Below are 17,029 nucleotides of genomic sequence, written 5' to 3' on the forward strand. Positions count from 1 at the left end.
CACCATCACCTACCAGAAGCTCACATCATGACCTTAGCGGAGCTAACTTGATATTCAAATTATTTTTTTTGCCGAGTGGAGTGGAAACGGGTATGCTGCATACCGTGCAAGGGATCGTTCTGCGGACGACCGACTACGGGGAAGGGAACAAGATCGTACGGCTGCTGACGCGCGAGGCCGGTAAGGTAGGCGTTATGGCGCGCGGCGCCAAAAAATTAAACAGCCGCCTCGGTGCGGCATCCCAAGCGTTTACCCGCGGCGAATATGTCTATTTCCGCACCTCCGGGCTCGGTACGCTCAGCTCCGCGGAGATCGCCGACGCTCATCACGGCCTCCGCGAAGATTTGATGAAGTCGGCTTATGCCGCCTATATGGCGGAGATGGTCGACCGGATGCTGGAGGACGGGGACGGAAGCGCCGTTTTGTTCGATCAATTGGCCGCTGCTTTGACCGCTATTGAGGAGAACAAAGACGCTCAAATCGTCGTCCATATATTTGAGCTGCGGATGCTGATGCTGGCCGGGTATATGCCCGTGCTCGATACCTGCGTTTCCTGCGGAAGCTCAAGCGGACCTGCCGCGTTCAGCCCGCAGCTGGGCGGAACGCTGTGCCCTAACTGCTTGTTCAAGGATCCGCGCGGCGTACCGTTGACCGAGGCGGCCTGGAAGCTGCTGCGCATGTTTGTCGGTATCGATATACGGCGTCTCGGGGCGACGACAGTCAAGCCGGAAACGAAAGCCGTATTAAAATCGATTTTGCGAGCTTATATGGATACGCATATCGGTGTGAACTGGAAAGCGAGGTCGTTTCTCGATCAAATGGAGAAGTATCCTTTGCCTTGACATAGTTCACACGTTTTGGTAATATACTATGAACTATAAAAGCGCCTCGTCATTCGCGTCTTGGAGCAGATGCGGCGGCGAGTTTTTTTGTCTTTTGTTCAAGCGTCGACGTATGCTGAGCCGCAACAAAAGGGGGCCATATTCTATGCCCGGAGCACGAAATCCGCGGGTATATGTCGTATCCGATTCGGCGGGGGAAACCGGCGAATCCGTCGTTCGCGCGGCGGCGACGCAATTTCATCCGCTTCAGGTTGAAATTTTGCGGGTGCCGTTCGTTCAAGATCAACGCGCTGTCGACAAAGTCATTCAAGCCGCTAAGGCCAACGGGGGAACGATCACCTTTACGCTTGTCGTACCCGATCTCAGAGATTACCTCGTATGGCAGGCACAGGAGCATAACGTCCCCTATGTCGATTTGCTGGGACCCGTGCTTGGATCGCTCGAGCGCTCGTTCGGGATGGAAGCGCGCCATCAGCCTGGGATGATTCATTCTCTTGACGAAAATTATTTCAAGAAAGTCGAAGCCGTCGAATTTGCCGTAAAATATGACGACGGCCGCGACTTCAGCGGCGTTCCAAAGGCGGATATCGTGCTGATCGGCGTCTCCAGGACATCAAAAACGCCGTTGTCGATGTACCTCGCCCACAAGAAATACAAAGTCGCCAATGTACCGCTCGTACCTGAGCTGCAGCCGCCGCCGTCGCTGTTCTCCGTAGCGCCTCACAAGGTGATCGGACTGCGCATCGATCCGGCGAAGCTGAATCGAATCCGCGAGCTGCGGCTGGCGACGCTCGGCCTCGCCTCGGACGCGAATTATGCGAATGTGGAGCGAATACGCAAAGAGCTGGAATTCGCCGACCAAATCATGAAGCGCATCGGCTGTGTCGTCATTGACGTGACCGATCGCGCCGTCGAAGAGACGGCCAGTCTGATCATGGACCATATCGAAACCAAGACGGGGGTCGTAACGTAACTTTACTTCATCCTATTCGGCAGGATTTATTTGACCTATGCTCGTATATACTAGAGTGGTGATTCGAGCAGAAGTGGAGGATAGCAGCTATGGACGGCCGCATCTTCGTCGATGCCGATGCTTGTCCTGTCAAATCGGAAATTGTAGGTGCGGGCCGTTCCCACTCCCGGGAAGTGGTCATGGTCGCCTCGCATGATCACCGGCTCGAGCAGCAGGATGGCGTTCGCGTCGTTCAGGTGGACCGTTCCGATCAATCCGTCGATTTGTATATCGCCAATCAAATCCGGAGAGGAGATATTCTTGTTACGCAGGACTTCGGATTAGCGGCGCTTGCGTTGGCGAAAGGCGTCCGCTGCCTATCCAACCGCGGGCAGGAGTATAGCGACGGGAACATCGATTATTTGCTCGACCGGCGCAACGAGAATGCGCGCCGGCGCCGCGGCGGCGGGCGGACAAAGGGGCCTAAAGCGCTCACCGATGAGGACAGGAAACAGTTTCTACACAGTTTGACAAAACTTTTGCTTGACCAGCAGGAGAATAAGTTCTTGTAGCGAATAGTATTATGTGTTAATCGAAGCAGGTGGTCAGGTTGGGCATCGGACGTATTCCCGACGAAGTGATTGAAGCCGTACTTAAGGCGAACGATATCGCTGATGTCGTCGGCAAACACGTACACTTAACGAAACAAGGTCACTATCTTAAAGGTTTGTGTCCTTTTCATTCCGAGAAAACCCCCTCCTTTACCGTTACTCCCGAACGGCAAATCTTTCATTGCTTCGGCTGCAATAAGGGCGGCAACTCGATTCAGTTTACGATGGAGATCGAAGGATTGACGTTCTCTGAAGCGGTTCGCCAGCTCGCCGAGGAAGCGGGAATCCCGGTAACGTGGGACGACGCTGGGAGCGAGCCGTCACCGGACCAGCAGGAACGGGGCGAGCTGCTGAAGGCGTATGAGCTGGTGGCCAGGGTATATCGGTCGATTCTGATGAATACGGCACAGGGACGAGACGCTCTGTCGTACTTGCGTACCCGCGGCATGTCGGACGAATTGCTCGAGACGTTTCAGATCGGGTACGCGCCGAACATGTGGGATGCTCTGGTCAAGCAGCTGGAGAAAAGCGGCTTCAAGCTGCCTTTGATGGATCAAGGCGGGCTGGTATCGGCCAAGTCGGACGGACAAGGCTACGTGGACAAGTTCCGGGACCGGGTCATGATTCCGATTCACGATGCCAAGGGGCGGGTCATCGCCTTCGGCGGACGAGCGATGGGAGATGTCCAGCCGAAATATTTGAACAGCCCCGAATCGCTGCTTTTCCACAAAAGCAGAAGCCTGTACAATTTGCACCGGGCCCGCGCCGAGATCCGGAAGCGTGAGCAGGCCGTTCTCTTCGAAGGCTACTTCGACGTCATAAGGGCATGGGATGCAGGCGTTCATCACGGGGTAGCGACGATGGGGACGGCACTGACGAAAGAGCACGCCGAAGCGCTCAAACGACTTACGGGTGAAGTGGTCGTTTGTTACGACGGAGACAATGCGGGCCAGGCGGCGGCGTACAAAAGCATTGCAATTCTCGAGCAGGCAGGGCTATCGGTGAAAATAGCGATGCTCGAGGGCGGCAAAGATCCGGACGAATACATAGCCGCTTACGGTAAAGACCGCTTCGTGCGAGAAATTATCGAGGGCGCCGTAACGACGACCAAATTTCGTCTCGTCTATGCCCGGCGCAATGTGAGGCTGCAGGACGAAGCGGATCGACTGCGCTATTTGCGGGGAGCGGTGAAGCTTATATCGGAGCTTGCGTCGCCGATCGAACGAGAGCATTATTTAAGGGACTTATCTTCGGAATTCGGCATCTCGATCGAAACGCTCAAGCAGGACGTGGCGCAGCACCTTCTCCGCAAAGAAAAATCGGAGCCCGCAGGGGATAATAACGCCAATCTGTGGAATAATGTTAGGAATAATGGGAAAGAAGCGGATCGCGACCCGCCGCTTCGATCTGCGTCCCACAATGCGGAACGGTTGCTTTTGGCTGTCATGATGGTCGATCGCGAAGTGTGCCGACACGTGGAAGAACGCCTCGGCGACGGATTCACGGTGGAAGCCCATGCAGTTCTCGCTGCTTATTTATATGCTTTTTATGCGCAGGACAACGAGCCGAACCTGAGCAAATATTTGGCTACGCTGCAGGATCCGGAGCTAAGCAGCCTGGCCAGCTCGATCGCGATGATCGGTGCAAGCCACGCGGTGAACGAACGAGTGATCGACGATTATATTGCTATCATCAAGAAGGCTCCCTTGCAGCAGGAAATCAAGCGCAAAGAAGAAGAAGCGATACACGCAGAGCGTACAGGGGATCCGCTGCGTGCGGCACAAATCAGAATTGAGATGATAACCCTAGAAAAGCAGTTGCGAGCTTGAGTTGCCTCGGATTCTAGGGAGGAGGGAGTTTGTACTCTATGGCGAACGATCAACGTACCGAAATGGAAACCGAACTGACCTTGGATCAGGTCAAGGAACAACTGATTGAACAAGGCAAGAAGCGCTCTTCCCTTACTTATAAAGATATCATGGAGAAGCTTGCGCCTTTCGATCAGGACCCTGAGCAGATCGACGAATTTTTTGAGCAGCTGTCCGAGATGGGCATCGACGTCGGCAACGAGTCCGACGAGGAGGACGGTCCGCAGTTCAATCCGGATGAAGCGGAGCATGACGAATTTAATTTTGACGACGATTTGACGCTTCCTCCCGGCATCAAAATTAACGACCCGGTCCGGATGTATTTGAAGGAAATCGGACGTGTCCCGCTGTTGTCGGCGGAAGATGAAATCGATCTGGCGAAACGGATCGAGGCTGGAGACGAGGAAGCGAAACGCCGGCTCGCCGAAGCAAACCTTCGCCTTGTCGTTTCGATCGCGAAGCGTTACGTAGGCCGGGGCATGCTGTTCCTCGATTTGATTCAAGAAGGTAATATGGGCTTGATCAAAGCGGTCGAGAAGTTCGATCACGATAAGGGCTTCAAATTTTCCACCTATGCGACATGGTGGATTCGCCAAGCGATTACGCGGGCGATTGCCGACCAAGCGAGAACGATTCGGATTCCGGTACATATGGTAGAGACGATTAACAAGCTGATTCGCGTATCGCGCCAGCTGCTGCAGGAGCTTGGTCGTGAGCCGACTCCGGAAGAAATCGCCAAAGAGATGGACCTGAGTACGGATAAAGTTCGGGAAATTATGAAGATCGCACAAGAGCCGGTTTCGCTGGAGACACCGATCGGGGAAGAGGACGATTCGCATCTGGGCGATTTTATCGAGGATCAGGAAGCGCTCGCTCCATCCGACGCGGCGGCTTACGAGCTGCTGAAGGAACAGCTGGAGGACGTACTGGATACGTTAACCGAGCGGGAGGAGAACGTGCTGCGTCTGCGCTTCGGACTTGACGACGGGCGGACCCGTACGCTGGAGGAAGTCGGCAAGGTGTTCGGCGTAACGCGCGAACGGATTCGACAGATTGAGGCGAAGGCACTGCGCAAGCTGCGTCACCCGAGCCGGAGCAAGCGATTGAAGGATTTCCTTGAATAAGGTGGAACAGGACGCCTCCAGGCGCATGGGTGCATGCGGCCGGGAGGCGTTTTTTACCCCTACAGTTTCCAGTTCCGCACGCCGATAATGTAGGTAAGGAAGGTGAGCCGAATGGATGCGGATAAGAAAGTGATCGTAGTGAAAGAAATCGAACAGTGGCGGCGAAGCAAGCTGCTGCCTGAGCAATACTGTGATTTTCTATTGAATCTATATGCGGATAACGCGGATGCCGGATCGTCAGACCGAACGGTGCTGGGCATGTCGTCGTCGGCCATAGCGAACAGCTCCTGGAAGGGCTGGCTGCTGGCCCTTGGCGTCATTGGCTTTACACTAATAATTGGTCTTAATTTTAACTCTTTTGCCATATCATTGCAAATCGGTATTGCCGTGCTTGTGCTGCTCTGCTGCTATACGTTTGCATATCGGTTTCGAGCGGGTAACCCGCTTATTCCGAATGCGCTTGTCGGGATAGGCTCTTTATTTTTGCTTGTTGTCGGTGTATATTTGTTGAAGCTGAACCAAATTACGGAACCTTCAGCTTATGTAGGATACATTGCCGGGACTAGCTCCGTCTGGCTGCTCACCGGATTGACCGGGCGCATGCCGATCTTTCACTTTAGCGGGTGGATGGGGCTTATCGGCTGCTATGCTTGGGTGCTGAACGACAAGCTGGGCGAGCTTGCCTTCGTGCCGCTGCAGCTCAGCTGGCTGCCGCTGTGCGTGCTGCTGATCTGGTCGGGCTGGCTGCTGCACCAGCGGGCCAAGCGGGCCGGGGCCATCTTGTTCCTTGTAGGCTGTCTGGTTTGGCTTGTGCCGGAAGTGTATGGCTTTATTCTGCCGGTCGATTTGCCTAACCAACAGCTGCAAGCGCTGCTGATCGGCAAAATTGCGGCAGCCGCCGCGTTCTTGTTTCTCCTGCGAAAAAAATGGATAGAATGGGTTGCATGACTACAATGATCAAATTATCGAATCGGTTACAACAAATCGCCGACTTGGTGCCGAAGGGCGCCAAGCTGGCGGACATCGGCTCCGATCATGCCTTGCTGCCGTCATATTTGGCTGAGCGGGGCATGATTGCTTTTGCCGTGGCCGGAGAAGTGAATGAGGGACCGTTCCAGGCGGCGGTCAAGCAGGTGCGTGAAGCCGGCCTGACGGGCCGGATCGAAGTCAGGCTGGGTGACGGGTTATCTGTTCTAAAGCCGGAGGAAGTGGATTGCATTACGATAGCCGGCATGGGCGGGGCGCTGATCGTATCAATTTTGACGGCCGGTCTGGATAAGCTTGCAGGCGTCCGGACGCTCGTCCTTCAGCCTAATGTCGGCGAGGATACGGTCCGCCGCTGGCTTCTGGAGCACGGCTGGTTTCTCGCCAAGGAGCATATTTTGGAGGAAGACGGCAAAATTTACGAGGTGCTGACAGCGCTGCGAACCTCCGAGGCGGACCGCGCCAACGAAGAGCTTTACGAGCCCCGGGTGTTGCGGCCGGATTTGGTCGTGGATAAAGAGCGGCTGCTTCAGATGGGTCCGTATTTGCTGGACCAAGGCTCCGACGTATTTATTCACAAATGGATGCTGGAGCTGGAGAAGCTGGAGCGGATTTGCAAGCAGCTGTCCCAGTCCGCGGCGGAGGCGTCCCGGGCGAAGGAGGACGAGCTGCGGCGGTTCATTCGAGAGACGGAGGAGGTGCTGTCATGCTTGTCAAAGGCCAAACGGTAATTCAGCTGTTTGAAGCTTGGTGTCCGAAGCATATCGTGGCCATGCCCGACGACAAAATCGGACTCCAGCTCGGCACGCTGCAGAAGGAAATTACGGGCATTTTGACGGCGCTGGACGTAACGGAGGAGGTTGTCGAGGAAGCGATTCGCATCGGCGCCAATCTGATTATTGCCCACCATGCGATCATTTTCCGGCCGCTTGCTCATATTCAGACGGATACGCCTGCAGGACGGTTATATGAGAAGCTGATCAAGCACGACATTGCCGTTTATATTGCCCATACGAATTTGGATGTAGCGGACGGCGGCGTCAACGATATGCTGGCCGATGCGCTGGGCATCCAGGTTAAAGGGCATCTCGAGGACGTCCATACGGAGAAGCTGAAGAAGCTGGTCGTATTCGTGCCGGAAAGCCATCATCAGCGCGTGCTGGACGCTCTGTTTCAGGCTGGAGCCGGGTGGATCGGCAACTACAGCCACTGCTCCTTCAACATTCCGGGAACGGGCACGTTTCTGCCGCAGGAGGGGGCGAAGCCGTTCATCGGACAGGCAGGCAAGCTGGAGCGGGCGCAAGAGGTACGGGTGGAGACGATCGTGCCGGAAAGCATTGAACGGCGGGTCGTGCAAGCGATGCTGAAAGCTCATCCTTACGAAGAAGTTGCGTATGACCTGTACCCGATGGACCTGAAGGGACGCACTGTCGGCATCGGACGGTTCGGCACGCTACCCGAGCCGGTTACGCTGGAGAAGTTCATCGGGCAGGTGAAGCGTGCGCTCGACGTACCGTTCGTTCGCGTCATCGGCGATCCCGGGCAAACGGTCCGCAAGGCTGCCGTATTGGGCGGCTCCGGAGCCCGTTATGTGCGCCGTGCGCAGTTTGCAGGAGCCGATGTACTCGTTACCGGCGATATCGATTACCATACGGCTCACGACGCGCTGGCGGCCGGTATGGCGATCATCGATGCGGGCCACAACATCGAGAAAATTATGAAGCGCGGCGTCGCCGATGTGCTGCGCGCCAAGCTGGAGGTAGCCGGATATTCGACGCCGGTCACGCCTTCCGCCGTATCCACCGAAGTCTTCCAGTTCATGTAACGATTAGCGGTTGTAATCGTCGGCCGCGTCCTGTATACTAGCAACTAGTTTCGGAAAGTTTGACAGACAATCGCTGGCGGCTTCGGCCGCGAGAGGAAAGTCCGGGCTCCATAGGGCAGGGTGCTGGATAACGTCCAGTCAGCGCGAGCTGAAGGAAAGTGCCACAGAAATGGACCGCCGATGGCGCCGCAAGGCGCACAGGCAAGGGTGGAACCGTGGTGTAAGAGACCACGAGGGACGCTGGTGACTTCGTCCCTGGTAAACCCCACTTGGAGCAAGACCTAAGAGGAACGCAGTCCGCTTCGAGCGGACAGCCCTTGCCCGGGGCGCGTTCGGGTTGGTCGCTGGAGCCGTGCAGTAATGTACGGCCTAGATAGATGATTGTCGCTTCAATGGTGGCAGGGTTAACCCCCGTTACGACCACCGGAAGTACAGAACCCGGCTTACGGCAAACTTTCCACGACTGCTAACAACAACAAGCAGGCCGCCTGCAGCATACGCTGCAGACGGCCTTTTGGCATTTATGGAGCACTGCTACTTGACGCTAGCCGCCGTGAACTTGGTTGCCGCCGCTTCGATTTGACGCGCCGCCCATTTCGGCCAGTAGGTCATGGAATATTTGGACTGCTCGGCCATCTGTACCGCTTTGACGACATCGATTAAGCCATAGCCGAAGTAGGCGTCTTTACCCGGCGTTCCGATATCTCTGGCGGATTGACGCATGATGTCCATCACTTCGGTGTTTTTCAGAAGCGGGTTCGTCGAACGGATCAGCGCCGCCAGCGCGGTTACGTGCGGGCACGCCATCGATGTTCCGGACAAGGCCGCGTATTGGTTGTGCGGATACGTACTGGCGATGCTGACGCCCGGCGCCGCGACATCGATATAATCGCCGTAGTTCGAGAACGCGGCCTTGTTGTTGTTGGAGTCCGTGGCCGCTACGGCGAACACCTCCGGGTACGCCGCCGGGAAGCCGGGACGCTCCGTGTTGTCGTTGCCGCTTGCGGCAATCAGCACGACGTCATGGTCGTACGCATACCTTATCGCGTCGTGCAGAAATTGCGCATCCGCGTAATTGCCCAGACTCATATTGATTACTTTCGCCCCGTGATCCGTAGCCCAGATGACGCCCTGCGCAACGGCGTACGTCGATCCGGATCCGCTCGAGTCCAGCACCTTGACGGGCATAACCGGATTGTACCAGGTCATGCCGGCGACGCCGAGCCCATTGTTGACGAGCGCCGAGATGACACCGGCTACGTGGGTTCCATGACCGACATCGTCAAGCGGATCGGTGTCCGGGTTCACAACGTTGTACCCGGTCAAGAGATTGCCCTGCAGATCGGAATGGTGAATGTCGACCCCCGTATCGACGACGGCGACCGGGACGTTCTTATCTCCCTTGTTGACCGCCCAGCCTTGGTTTGTATCCGTGATAGGCAAGTTCCACTGATAACGGGCGTACAAATAGTCGTTCGGCTGCAGGGACGCTTCACTGCCGCTCATGTCGGTCTCGGTTTTCATGATTACATCGTTCGTCACATAGAAGAAATGCGGCTCCGCATAGGCCACGTCCCATTTACGGAAATAGTTCATCAAATCTTTGGCTTCCAGCCGCTCGGCGCGGAAGACGTACGTATATCCAAGCTTCCGGTAGGAGGCTGCACCGATTTCACGCTGTATTTGACGCAGCTGGTCTTCGGACGGCGTGTTGTTAAAGCGAACGACGACTTCATTTTCATGGTAATGGCTTGTCCCCGCCGAATCGTCGGGCTTCTGAACCGCTTTGTCCCGCAAAGTAGCCGCGTCGGCGGATTGAATCTTCGGATGCGACTCGATCGGGAATTGCTGCAGCCTTAAATTTTTCCGCTGATGATCGGCGACGTGAGCCAAAATTTCTTGATGAACGAGGCCGATCAGCACGCCGCTGCCGTCCGGAGAAGGCTGCCCAAGGACAAAATAGGCTTCTTCACCTTTACGGATTTTGGGCGACTGGTACGATTCGCCTCGCTTCGCGGCATCTTTGGCAGCCTGCATGTACGTCCGGGCCGCTTCCTCCACACCGCCGTCGACGGCTCCGGCTGCTGTCCCTTCTTCGAGCGCCTGCTCCTTGCCGGACCAAATTAACCGGTCCATATGCCCGTGCTCGGAACGGAGCCGCTCCAGTACCGTCTTGGCGGCTTCGCCGGACTTGCCCTGAAGCTCCGCCGCGCCGGTGCGGAAGTCGAGTGCGCACTGGGTGCGGCACAGCTCGTCGGTTCGCTCGATATCCTGATTGACCAGAAGCTGCTTTTGGCTCGTCTCCGCCATAGGCTGGACCTGGTAATCTTGAGGATGCTGGCGATACACTGCGAGCAGCACGCCGAATACGGCAGCCAGCGCGAACGACAACACATATCTCCACATAGGAAACCTCCTGGGGAGCTTCGCTGAAAGCTCGATTGTCATCTTGATTTGCACTTAGGGTTATTTACTGGGAAATGATTTATGCACCTAGAGATTGAAGTTATTTTATGGTACGATATGAAGAGCGATGGTTGTTATTGAAGGAGGTCTTTTGGATATGGCTGTATTCAACGTAAAAAATACTTGTGAATCTACCCGCACGAAGCTGAAGGAAGCCATTGCCAAACTCGAGCTGTTCTTAAACTCGCATGCCTTATCGCAATTGAATGTAGAGAACGATCCGGCCATGGACGAGTTTTATCGTGGATATTTGTCCGACGCTCGCCACTTGCTCGTATTTTGCGAAGTTGCTTATGAGAAAATCGGCGTATCGCTGCGACGTCCGAACTTTAACGTCGATTATGCCGAACGCACGTTGTACGACGTGTATCATAACTGCGTCAGCAATTTCTTCTACCCGAAGAATGAGTGCTACTCCGAAGACGGCCGATATGCGTATACTGGACAAGATGCGATCCGCTTCCGGAAGAAGCCGTCCCGCGAAGTGCGCGACCTGACGGTCGAGCTGTCCAAGATTTTCGAAGAGCTGCGCGAGGATTTGTCTTATTACGAGACGGACTATATTACTCAGAAGAGAATGCAGGGCGAACGGGTGTAATACCGATACGGTTTGGCGCCTAATGGTGAGAGAAGAGATGCGATAGAGCATCTCTTTTCTTTATGGCGATATAACAACTTCCGCTTGACGCGGTCGCTCATCTTTAAAATACTCCGATGGGTGTTTTTCTTATTTTTAACCTCAGCGGTAAGGAGCGTGCACACGAATGTCGGATCGTCGGTCGGCTTTGGAGCAATGCGCGAAACAGCTTATTGTTTGGAACCAGCATCCGAGCGGCAGCTATGTGGCTTGCCCTTTGTTTGCGAATTACGCTTACGGCTGGTTACGGGACGGTACGTTCATCGCATACGCGATGGATCTGTCGGGAGAGTATGAGAGCAGCGAGCGGTTTTACGGCTGGGTGGATCGGGTGCTGAGCCGGAAAGCGGACATCGTGGAAAAGCTGCTCGCCAAAAAAGAAGCCCAGCAGTGGATCGACCGCAGCGAGTTTCTCGGAACCCGGTTTCACTTGGATGGGCGGGACGATGATGGGGAGTGGGGACATTTTCAGCTCGATGGCTACGGCACTTGGCTCTGGGGGCTTACCCAGCACATTCGCTTGACGGGGCGTACGGAGCTGCTGGACCGGTTCCGCGGCTCGATCGAGTTGACGCTTCGCTACGTCACGGCGTTCTGGCCCTGGCCGAATTTCGACTGCTGGGAGGAAAATCCAGATTATGTGCATCCTTCGACGCTGGCGTGCTTATACGGCGGGTTAATGGCAATCGGCGAGCTGGAGGGGCGGGGCGATCTGCTGGAGACGGCGGAGGAAATAAAACGATTCTTGGCCGGAAACTGTGTACATAACGGTACCTTTGTCAAATCGGTCGTTCACCGCGATGGAAGCTGGCAGCCGGTACTGCCCGGTGTGGACGCTAACTTGATGTGGCTTGTAGAGCCGTTCCGCGTATTCGAGCCCGGCGAGCCCGTGATGGAAGCTACGCTGGAGCGGATTCGGAACGAATTGGTTCGTGATGGCGGTATGCATCGTTACGTGGAGGATACGTATTACGGGGGAGGTTCGTGGCTGCTGCTGACCGGCTGGTACGGCTGGGTGCTTGCGGGCCTCGGCGACCTGGACGGCGCCGCGCGTTGCCTGGCATGGATGGAAGATCATGCGGATGAGCTCGGACGGCTGCCGGAGCAAGTGCCGGTAGGGCTGCTGCACGAGGAAGCTTACAGGGACTGGCAGACTCGCTGGGGCGAGCCTGCGGTGCCTTTGCTGTGGTCGCATGCGATGTACTTAGTACTATCTGCTAATTTGAAACGGGCATAGGGCGGGCCGGTATCGCGCACTCTACGAAAGGGGTGATAACGATGCCGAAACCATTAGTGAAATGCTCCGTTTCGAATTGCACGTTCTGGAATGAAGGCAACAAATGTGGGGCCGATGCGATTATGATCGATGTTGACGCTCATGCGAAAGTCGATTATAATGCCGAATTTGCCGGTGAATCGTTCGATTCCGCTCACCAGGATACGGCGAACACGTCGTCCACAACTTGCTGTCACACCTTTAAGCCCAAACAATAGCCGTAACGTAAGGAGCGTACAAGCATGAACTCCGATCATGAACAAAGCGAATCTCCTTCCGTCTACGGCCGCAAGCAGTTCGAGCGGGAGGCAAGCGTCGGGGGAGCCCGCGACGAGGAGTACGCTTCCGAGCTGACGCCTACCTTACCGGGAACGGCCGTGCAGCGGGGAGAAGCGATGCGGCGTTATGACACGCCCCGCATTCCCGTGGCCCAGGAGGGGACGGCCGGCGTGCGTGCTGCTGCCGATGCGGAGACTCGGCGAGGCGATGGCGATGGCGATGCATTAGCCGCCATCGGCGCTCTGGTGGAGGATGACGAGAATGTCGCTACCCGGAATAAGTCACTGGGGATCGCGGCACTTGTTCTCGCAGCGATCTCGCTGTTTTTTCTTCCTGCCGTATTGGGGCCCGCTTCGATCGTCGTCGGGTTTGCCGCCTTCGTTAGGGGCAACCGGACGCTGGGCGTATGGTCGATGGCGCTCGGTTTGCTGGCTGTCGCCGCTTATTATGTTCTTGTGCCATACTACACGTAATTTGAACTGTTGCTGCATTAAGCCACTCGTTCCTCTGTCTGAGGATCGAGTGGTTTTTCGACGTTATCGGCCATTTACCGCATATTTCCCTGTAGTCAAATTGTCCCAAAGCGTGTAAAATGGAGTCGTACATAGGCGCATGGTGCGCCCGGCTGGAGGACGAACCTGTGAATGTCAATGCGACTACGCTGAAACAATTGCTGCAGCTGCAGCTGCTAAATACAATGGAATTGATTACGTCCGGCCAGCATGCCGCAGCGGCTTCCTCGGACGACGATTTTGCCGGCCTCCTGCAGACGATGCTTGAGCAGACCGGCGGTTCGGGTGCTGAAGCTTCATCCGCGGACGGCAACCCGCTGGCTTCGCTCGCGGCGCTTGGCGGCGGAGCGATGAATACGCTGGCCGGTTTCGGAGCTGGCGGTTTAGCTGCCGGGACCCTGCCAGCGGCTTACCGTTCGGCTGCGGCATATACTGCATACAACAAACAAGCACTGCGCAGTGAAGCGGGAAATTCGACGGGCGGCGGCCATTCATCCGGCTACGATGACCTGATCGCTTACAACGGTTCCCGTTTCGGGGTGGACACGAGCTTGATTAAAGCGGTCATCCATCAGGAGTCGTCGTATAACCCGAATGCGGTATCGCATGCGGGGGCCAAAGGACTGATGCAGCTCATGGACGGCACTGGTGCGGGCTTGGGTGTAACGGATCCGTTCGATCCGGGGCAAAATGTCCGGGCGGGAACGCAGTTCTTGTCCGGTCTTCTGCGGAAGTACAACGGGAACGAAGGAGTCGCTCTCGCCGCTTACAACGCCGGACCGGGCCGGGTCGATCGGCTAGGCATTCGTACCGATGCGGATTTGGCGGCGAAGCTCGGGCAGCTGCCTAAAGAAACCCAAAATTACGTGCAGCGCGTTCTGTCGCTGAAGGATCAATATACAGCAGCATCGATGAGCTGATCTCCTCTGGAGGTCGGCTTTTTTATTGGCAAATTTCTGAGGGGATAAGGCTGAGACTCCGGCGAACGAAGGGATGGCGGATTCTCGCGGCGTTCATTGCATGGATTTCAATGAATGATTGACAATAACGGATTTCGAAGGCGGTATCGGGTGAGAATATCGCAATGGAGGCATTCAACAATAATAACGCCTTGAAAATCGTTTCATTAAGTTATATCCGCGTATAGCGATGTGCATTGTGTATAGTTCATTTTCAAACGGTACAATCCGTCGGGTACGCCAGTAGCTTGTATTCATCCCGCATATGCGCTTAAATAAAGGGCAGAAGGCGAAAGGATGATGAAAGCGATGCTGTATTTGGATTACGCGGCGACGACGCCTCCTTACCCGGAGGTCATCGACGCGGTACGCGAAGTGATGGCCTCCTATTACGGAAACCCGTCCTCGATCCATCGAGTAGGCATAGAGGCGGAACGGCTTGTCATACAATCTAGAGAGACGATTGCGAACCTACTGCGAGTGAAGCCCGGCGAGATCGTCTTCACCTCCTGCGGGACGGAAAGCAACAATTTGGCGATCAAGGGGGCGGCGCTGGCGGCGGGGAAAGGCAAGCATCTGATCACGACGCCGATCGAGCATGCTTCCGTCAGCGAAGCGATGCGGCAGCTGGAGCGGCAGGGCTACCGCCTTACCGTCGTGCCGGTGGACGAAAGCGGAGCGGTCCGGCTGGACAAGCTAAAGGAGGCGCTCTGCGACGATACGATCCTGGTCAGTGTTATGCATGTCAATAATGAGATGGGCCGCATACAGCCGATCGCGGAAGTCGCCCGCATGCTGAAGGCCTATCCGAAAGCGCTGCTTCACGTAGACGCGGTGCAGGGCGTCGGCAAGCTGCCGGTTTTCCCGGCCGAGCTGGGCGTCGATCTGCTCAGTGCCTCGGCTCACAAATTCAGAGGTCCTAAAGGTGTAGGGTTCTTATATCGTCGCGAAGGTGTCAGACTGGAGCCGCTGCTGGCCGGAGGCGGTCAAGAGCATGGAGCCCGTTCGGGAACGGAAAATGTGCCGCTCATCGTCGGTATGGCGAAGGCGCTGCGGATGGCGACCTCCCGACTGGACGAAGCGATTCGCCGTAAAGAGGCGTTTCGACGCATTGTAGCGGACGGTATCGGGCACATTCCCGGACTGCAGTTAACCGGCCCGGCCGACGGAACCGGTATGGCTCCGCATATTGTGCATTTGACGTACCCGGGGATGAAATCCGAGGTCGTCGTGCATGCACTGGAGAAGCGCGGTATGTATATCTCGACAAGATCCGCTTGCTCTTCCGGCGAAGAGAAGCCGAGCACGACACTGGAGGCGATGGGCTTCGACCGTTCGCGGGCCGTCAGCGGACTCAGGATCAGCTACCCCGAGGATTACACGGAGGAGGATGCGAGACGGTTTGTAGCGGCGCTTGCCGAAACGGCCCTCGAGCTTCGTCCGATGCTCCAGCAGGTGCGGACAGGGAGGCGATCATGATGAAGCCGGACGTTGTCATCGCCCGTTTCGGAGAGCTGACGCTCAAGGGACGCAACCGCGCGCGCTTTGAGAGGCGCGTGCTGCACCAATTGAAGGCACTGCTCGAGCATGTGCCGGGCATCAGGTTTACGCCTGAATTCGGACGCATTTACATCGAGCTGAACGGAGAGCCGACGGAGTCCGTTGCCGCCGCTCTGGACAAAGTGTTCGGCCTATACTCGTACAGTCCCGCTTATACGGCGGAGCTGGACTTTGACGCGATCCGCAGCAAAGCGGCGGAAATCGTCGCCGGATTGCCCCGGCGTCCGGAGACGTTCAAGGTATCCGTACGCCGTGCCAACCGTTCTTTCCCATACGACTCGCAGCAAATGAACTACCTGGTCGGCGGTTACGTGCTGGAGCATGTTCCGGGACTTACGGTCGATGTGCGCAAGCCCGACACGGAGCTGCATATTGAGCTGCGGGAAACGAGAGCGCTCCTCTACACCGACATCGTCGAAGGGGCCGGCGGCTACCCGTACGGCTCGAACGGTAAGGCGGTGCTGCTGCTGTCGGGCGGCATCGACTCGCCGGTTGCCGGCTGGATGGCGATGCGGCGCGGTCTGGAGCTCGAAGCGGTGCATTTCCACAGCTTTCCGTATACGAGCGAAAGAGCGAAGCAGAAGGTCGTCGATCTCGCACGCGTTCTGGCGCAATATTCCGGCGATATCAAGCTGCACATGGTGCCGTTTACGGAGCTGCAGACGAAGGTGCATCAAGCCTACAACGATAATTTGCTCGTGACGATCCTGCGCAGAGCGATGCTGCGCATTGCCGAGAAGGTGGCGGAGCGGGAAGGGGCGCAGGCGCTTGTAACCGGGGAAAGCCTCGGACAAGTGGCGAGCCAAACGCTGCCCGGCTTGAACGCGTCCCGCCGCGCGGTGCAGCTGCCGATCCTGCAGCCGCTGATCATGACCGACAAAAGGGACATCATTCGTCTCGCGGAGGACATCGGTACCTTCGGCATATCTTCACTGCCGTATGAGGATTGCTGCACGCTGTTCGTCCCGCCGTCGCCGAGCACCAACCCGAATATGCGGGTCGTCGAAGCGATCGAGCGCAATATGCCGTGGCTGCCCGACCTGATCGACAAGGCGGTACAGGAGACGGAGACGCTGCGCATTACGGCGGGTCGCAAGGACGAGCACGCGCATTTATTTTAACAATTAACGGCTC

General features: G+C 56.4%; 16 protein-coding genes and 1 other RNA gene. 16 read left to right on the forward strand and 1 reads right to left on the reverse strand.

What is annotated here, in order from left to right; genetic code table 11:
- Positions 1-92 precede the first annotated feature (92 nt).
- The 9 genes from recO (at position 93) to rnpB (ending at position 8,667) form a co-directional block, all read left to right on the forward strand.
- Positions 93-842: a DNA repair protein RecO gene (gene recO, locus ACFFK0_RS28300; protein WP_377474346.1), complete on the forward strand. Its 750-nt coding sequence runs from the start codon at positions 93-95 to the stop codon at positions 840-842.
- A 145-nt stretch (positions 843-987) separates the two neighbouring features.
- On the forward strand, positions 988-1,815 hold the full coding sequence (locus tag ACFFK0_RS28305) for a pyruvate, water dikinase regulatory protein (protein ID WP_377474348.1): 828 nt from the start codon (positions 988-990) through the stop codon (positions 1,813-1,815).
- Between the two features lie 89 nt (positions 1,816-1,904).
- Positions 1,905-2,366 (forward strand): YaiI/YqxD family protein, encoded by a 462-nt coding sequence (locus tag ACFFK0_RS28310; protein ID WP_377474350.1) that lies wholly within the window; start codon positions 1,905-1,907, stop codon positions 2,364-2,366.
- A 38-nt stretch (positions 2,367-2,404) separates the two neighbouring features.
- Complete coding sequence (gene dnaG, locus ACFFK0_RS28315; protein ID WP_377474352.1) at positions 2,405-4,234, forward strand: DNA primase; 1,830 nt, start codon at positions 2,405-2,407, stop codon at positions 4,232-4,234.
- Positions 4,235-4,272: 38 nt separating this feature from the next.
- Positions 4,273-5,397 carry an RNA polymerase sigma factor RpoD gene (rpoD, locus tag ACFFK0_RS28320; RefSeq protein ID WP_377474354.1) on the forward strand — a complete coding sequence of 375 codons (1,125 nt, stop codon included), beginning with the start codon at positions 4,273-4,275 and terminating at the stop codon, positions 5,395-5,397.
- A 111-nt stretch (positions 5,398-5,508) separates the two neighbouring features.
- Positions 5,509-6,345, forward strand: coding sequence for a hypothetical protein (locus ACFFK0_RS28325; RefSeq protein WP_377474356.1), 837 nt, complete (start codon positions 5,509-5,511; stop codon positions 6,343-6,345).
- A 5-nt stretch (positions 6,346-6,350) separates the two neighbouring features.
- Positions 6,351-7,112, forward strand: a complete 762-nt coding sequence (locus ACFFK0_RS28330) for a tRNA (adenine(22)-N(1))-methyltransferase (protein ID WP_377474399.1) — start codon at positions 6,351-6,353, stop codon at positions 7,110-7,112.
- Positions 7,088-8,206: a Nif3-like dinuclear metal center hexameric protein gene (locus ACFFK0_RS28335; RefSeq protein ID WP_377474358.1), complete on the forward strand. Its 1,119-nt coding sequence runs from the start codon at positions 7,088-7,090 to the stop codon at positions 8,204-8,206. The genes ACFFK0_RS28330 and ACFFK0_RS28335 overlap by 25 nt, the downstream gene beginning before the upstream one ends.
- 54 nt (positions 8,207-8,260) lie before the next feature.
- Positions 8,261-8,667: RNase P RNA component class A (gene rnpB / locus ACFFK0_RS28340), an RNA gene on the forward strand.
- Positions 8,668-8,740: 73 nt separating this feature from the next.
- Here rnpB and ACFFK0_RS28345 read toward each other — a convergent pair.
- A complete protein-coding gene (locus ACFFK0_RS28345) occupies positions 8,741-10,612 on the reverse strand; it encodes a S8 family peptidase (RefSeq protein ID WP_377474360.1) in 1,872 nt (623 codons plus the stop codon).
- 157 nt (positions 10,613-10,769) lie between these two features.
- On the opposite strand from ACFFK0_RS28345, the gene ACFFK0_RS28350 reads away from it, so the two are divergent.
- The 7 genes from ACFFK0_RS28350 (at position 10,770) to thiI (ending at position 17,016) form a co-directional block, all read left to right on the forward strand.
- Positions 10,770-11,270 carry a YpuI family protein gene (locus tag ACFFK0_RS28350; protein WP_377474362.1) on the forward strand — a complete coding sequence of 167 codons (501 nt, stop codon included), beginning with the start codon at positions 10,770-10,772 and terminating at the stop codon, positions 11,268-11,270.
- Positions 11,271-11,436: 166 nt separating this feature from the next.
- Positions 11,437-12,546, forward strand: coding sequence for a glycoside hydrolase family 15 protein (locus ACFFK0_RS28355; protein ID WP_377474364.1), 1,110 nt, complete (start codon positions 11,437-11,439; stop codon positions 12,544-12,546).
- Between the two features lie 41 nt (positions 12,547-12,587).
- Positions 12,588-12,803: a DUF1540 domain-containing protein gene (locus ACFFK0_RS28360; RefSeq protein ID WP_377474366.1), complete on the forward strand. Its 216-nt coding sequence runs from the start codon at positions 12,588-12,590 to the stop codon at positions 12,801-12,803.
- 24 nt (positions 12,804-12,827) lie between these two features.
- On the forward strand, positions 12,828-13,337 hold the full coding sequence (locus ACFFK0_RS28365) for a hypothetical protein (protein WP_377474368.1): 510 nt from the start codon (positions 12,828-12,830) through the stop codon (positions 13,335-13,337).
- Positions 13,338-13,504: 167 nt separating this feature from the next.
- On the forward strand, positions 13,505-14,296 hold the full coding sequence (locus ACFFK0_RS28370) for a lytic transglycosylase domain-containing protein (protein ID WP_377474370.1): 792 nt from the start codon (positions 13,505-13,507) through the stop codon (positions 14,294-14,296).
- A 348-nt stretch (positions 14,297-14,644) separates the two neighbouring features.
- Positions 14,645-15,814 (forward strand): cysteine desulfurase family protein, encoded by a 1,170-nt coding sequence (locus ACFFK0_RS28375; protein ID WP_377474401.1) that lies wholly within the window; start codon positions 14,645-14,647, stop codon positions 15,812-15,814.
- On the forward strand, positions 15,814-17,016 hold the full coding sequence (gene thiI, locus ACFFK0_RS28380; RefSeq protein WP_377474403.1) for a tRNA uracil 4-sulfurtransferase ThiI: 1,203 nt from the start codon (positions 15,814-15,816) through the stop codon (positions 17,014-17,016). The genes ACFFK0_RS28375 and thiI overlap by 1 nt, the downstream gene beginning before the upstream one ends.
- Positions 17,017-17,029 lie beyond the last annotated feature (13 nt).

Origin of the sequence: Paenibacillus chartarius, from assembly GCF_042432825.1 — a bacterium.
Lineage (GTDB): Bacteria > Bacillota > Bacilli > Paenibacillales > NBRC-103111 > Gordoniibacillus > Gordoniibacillus chartarius.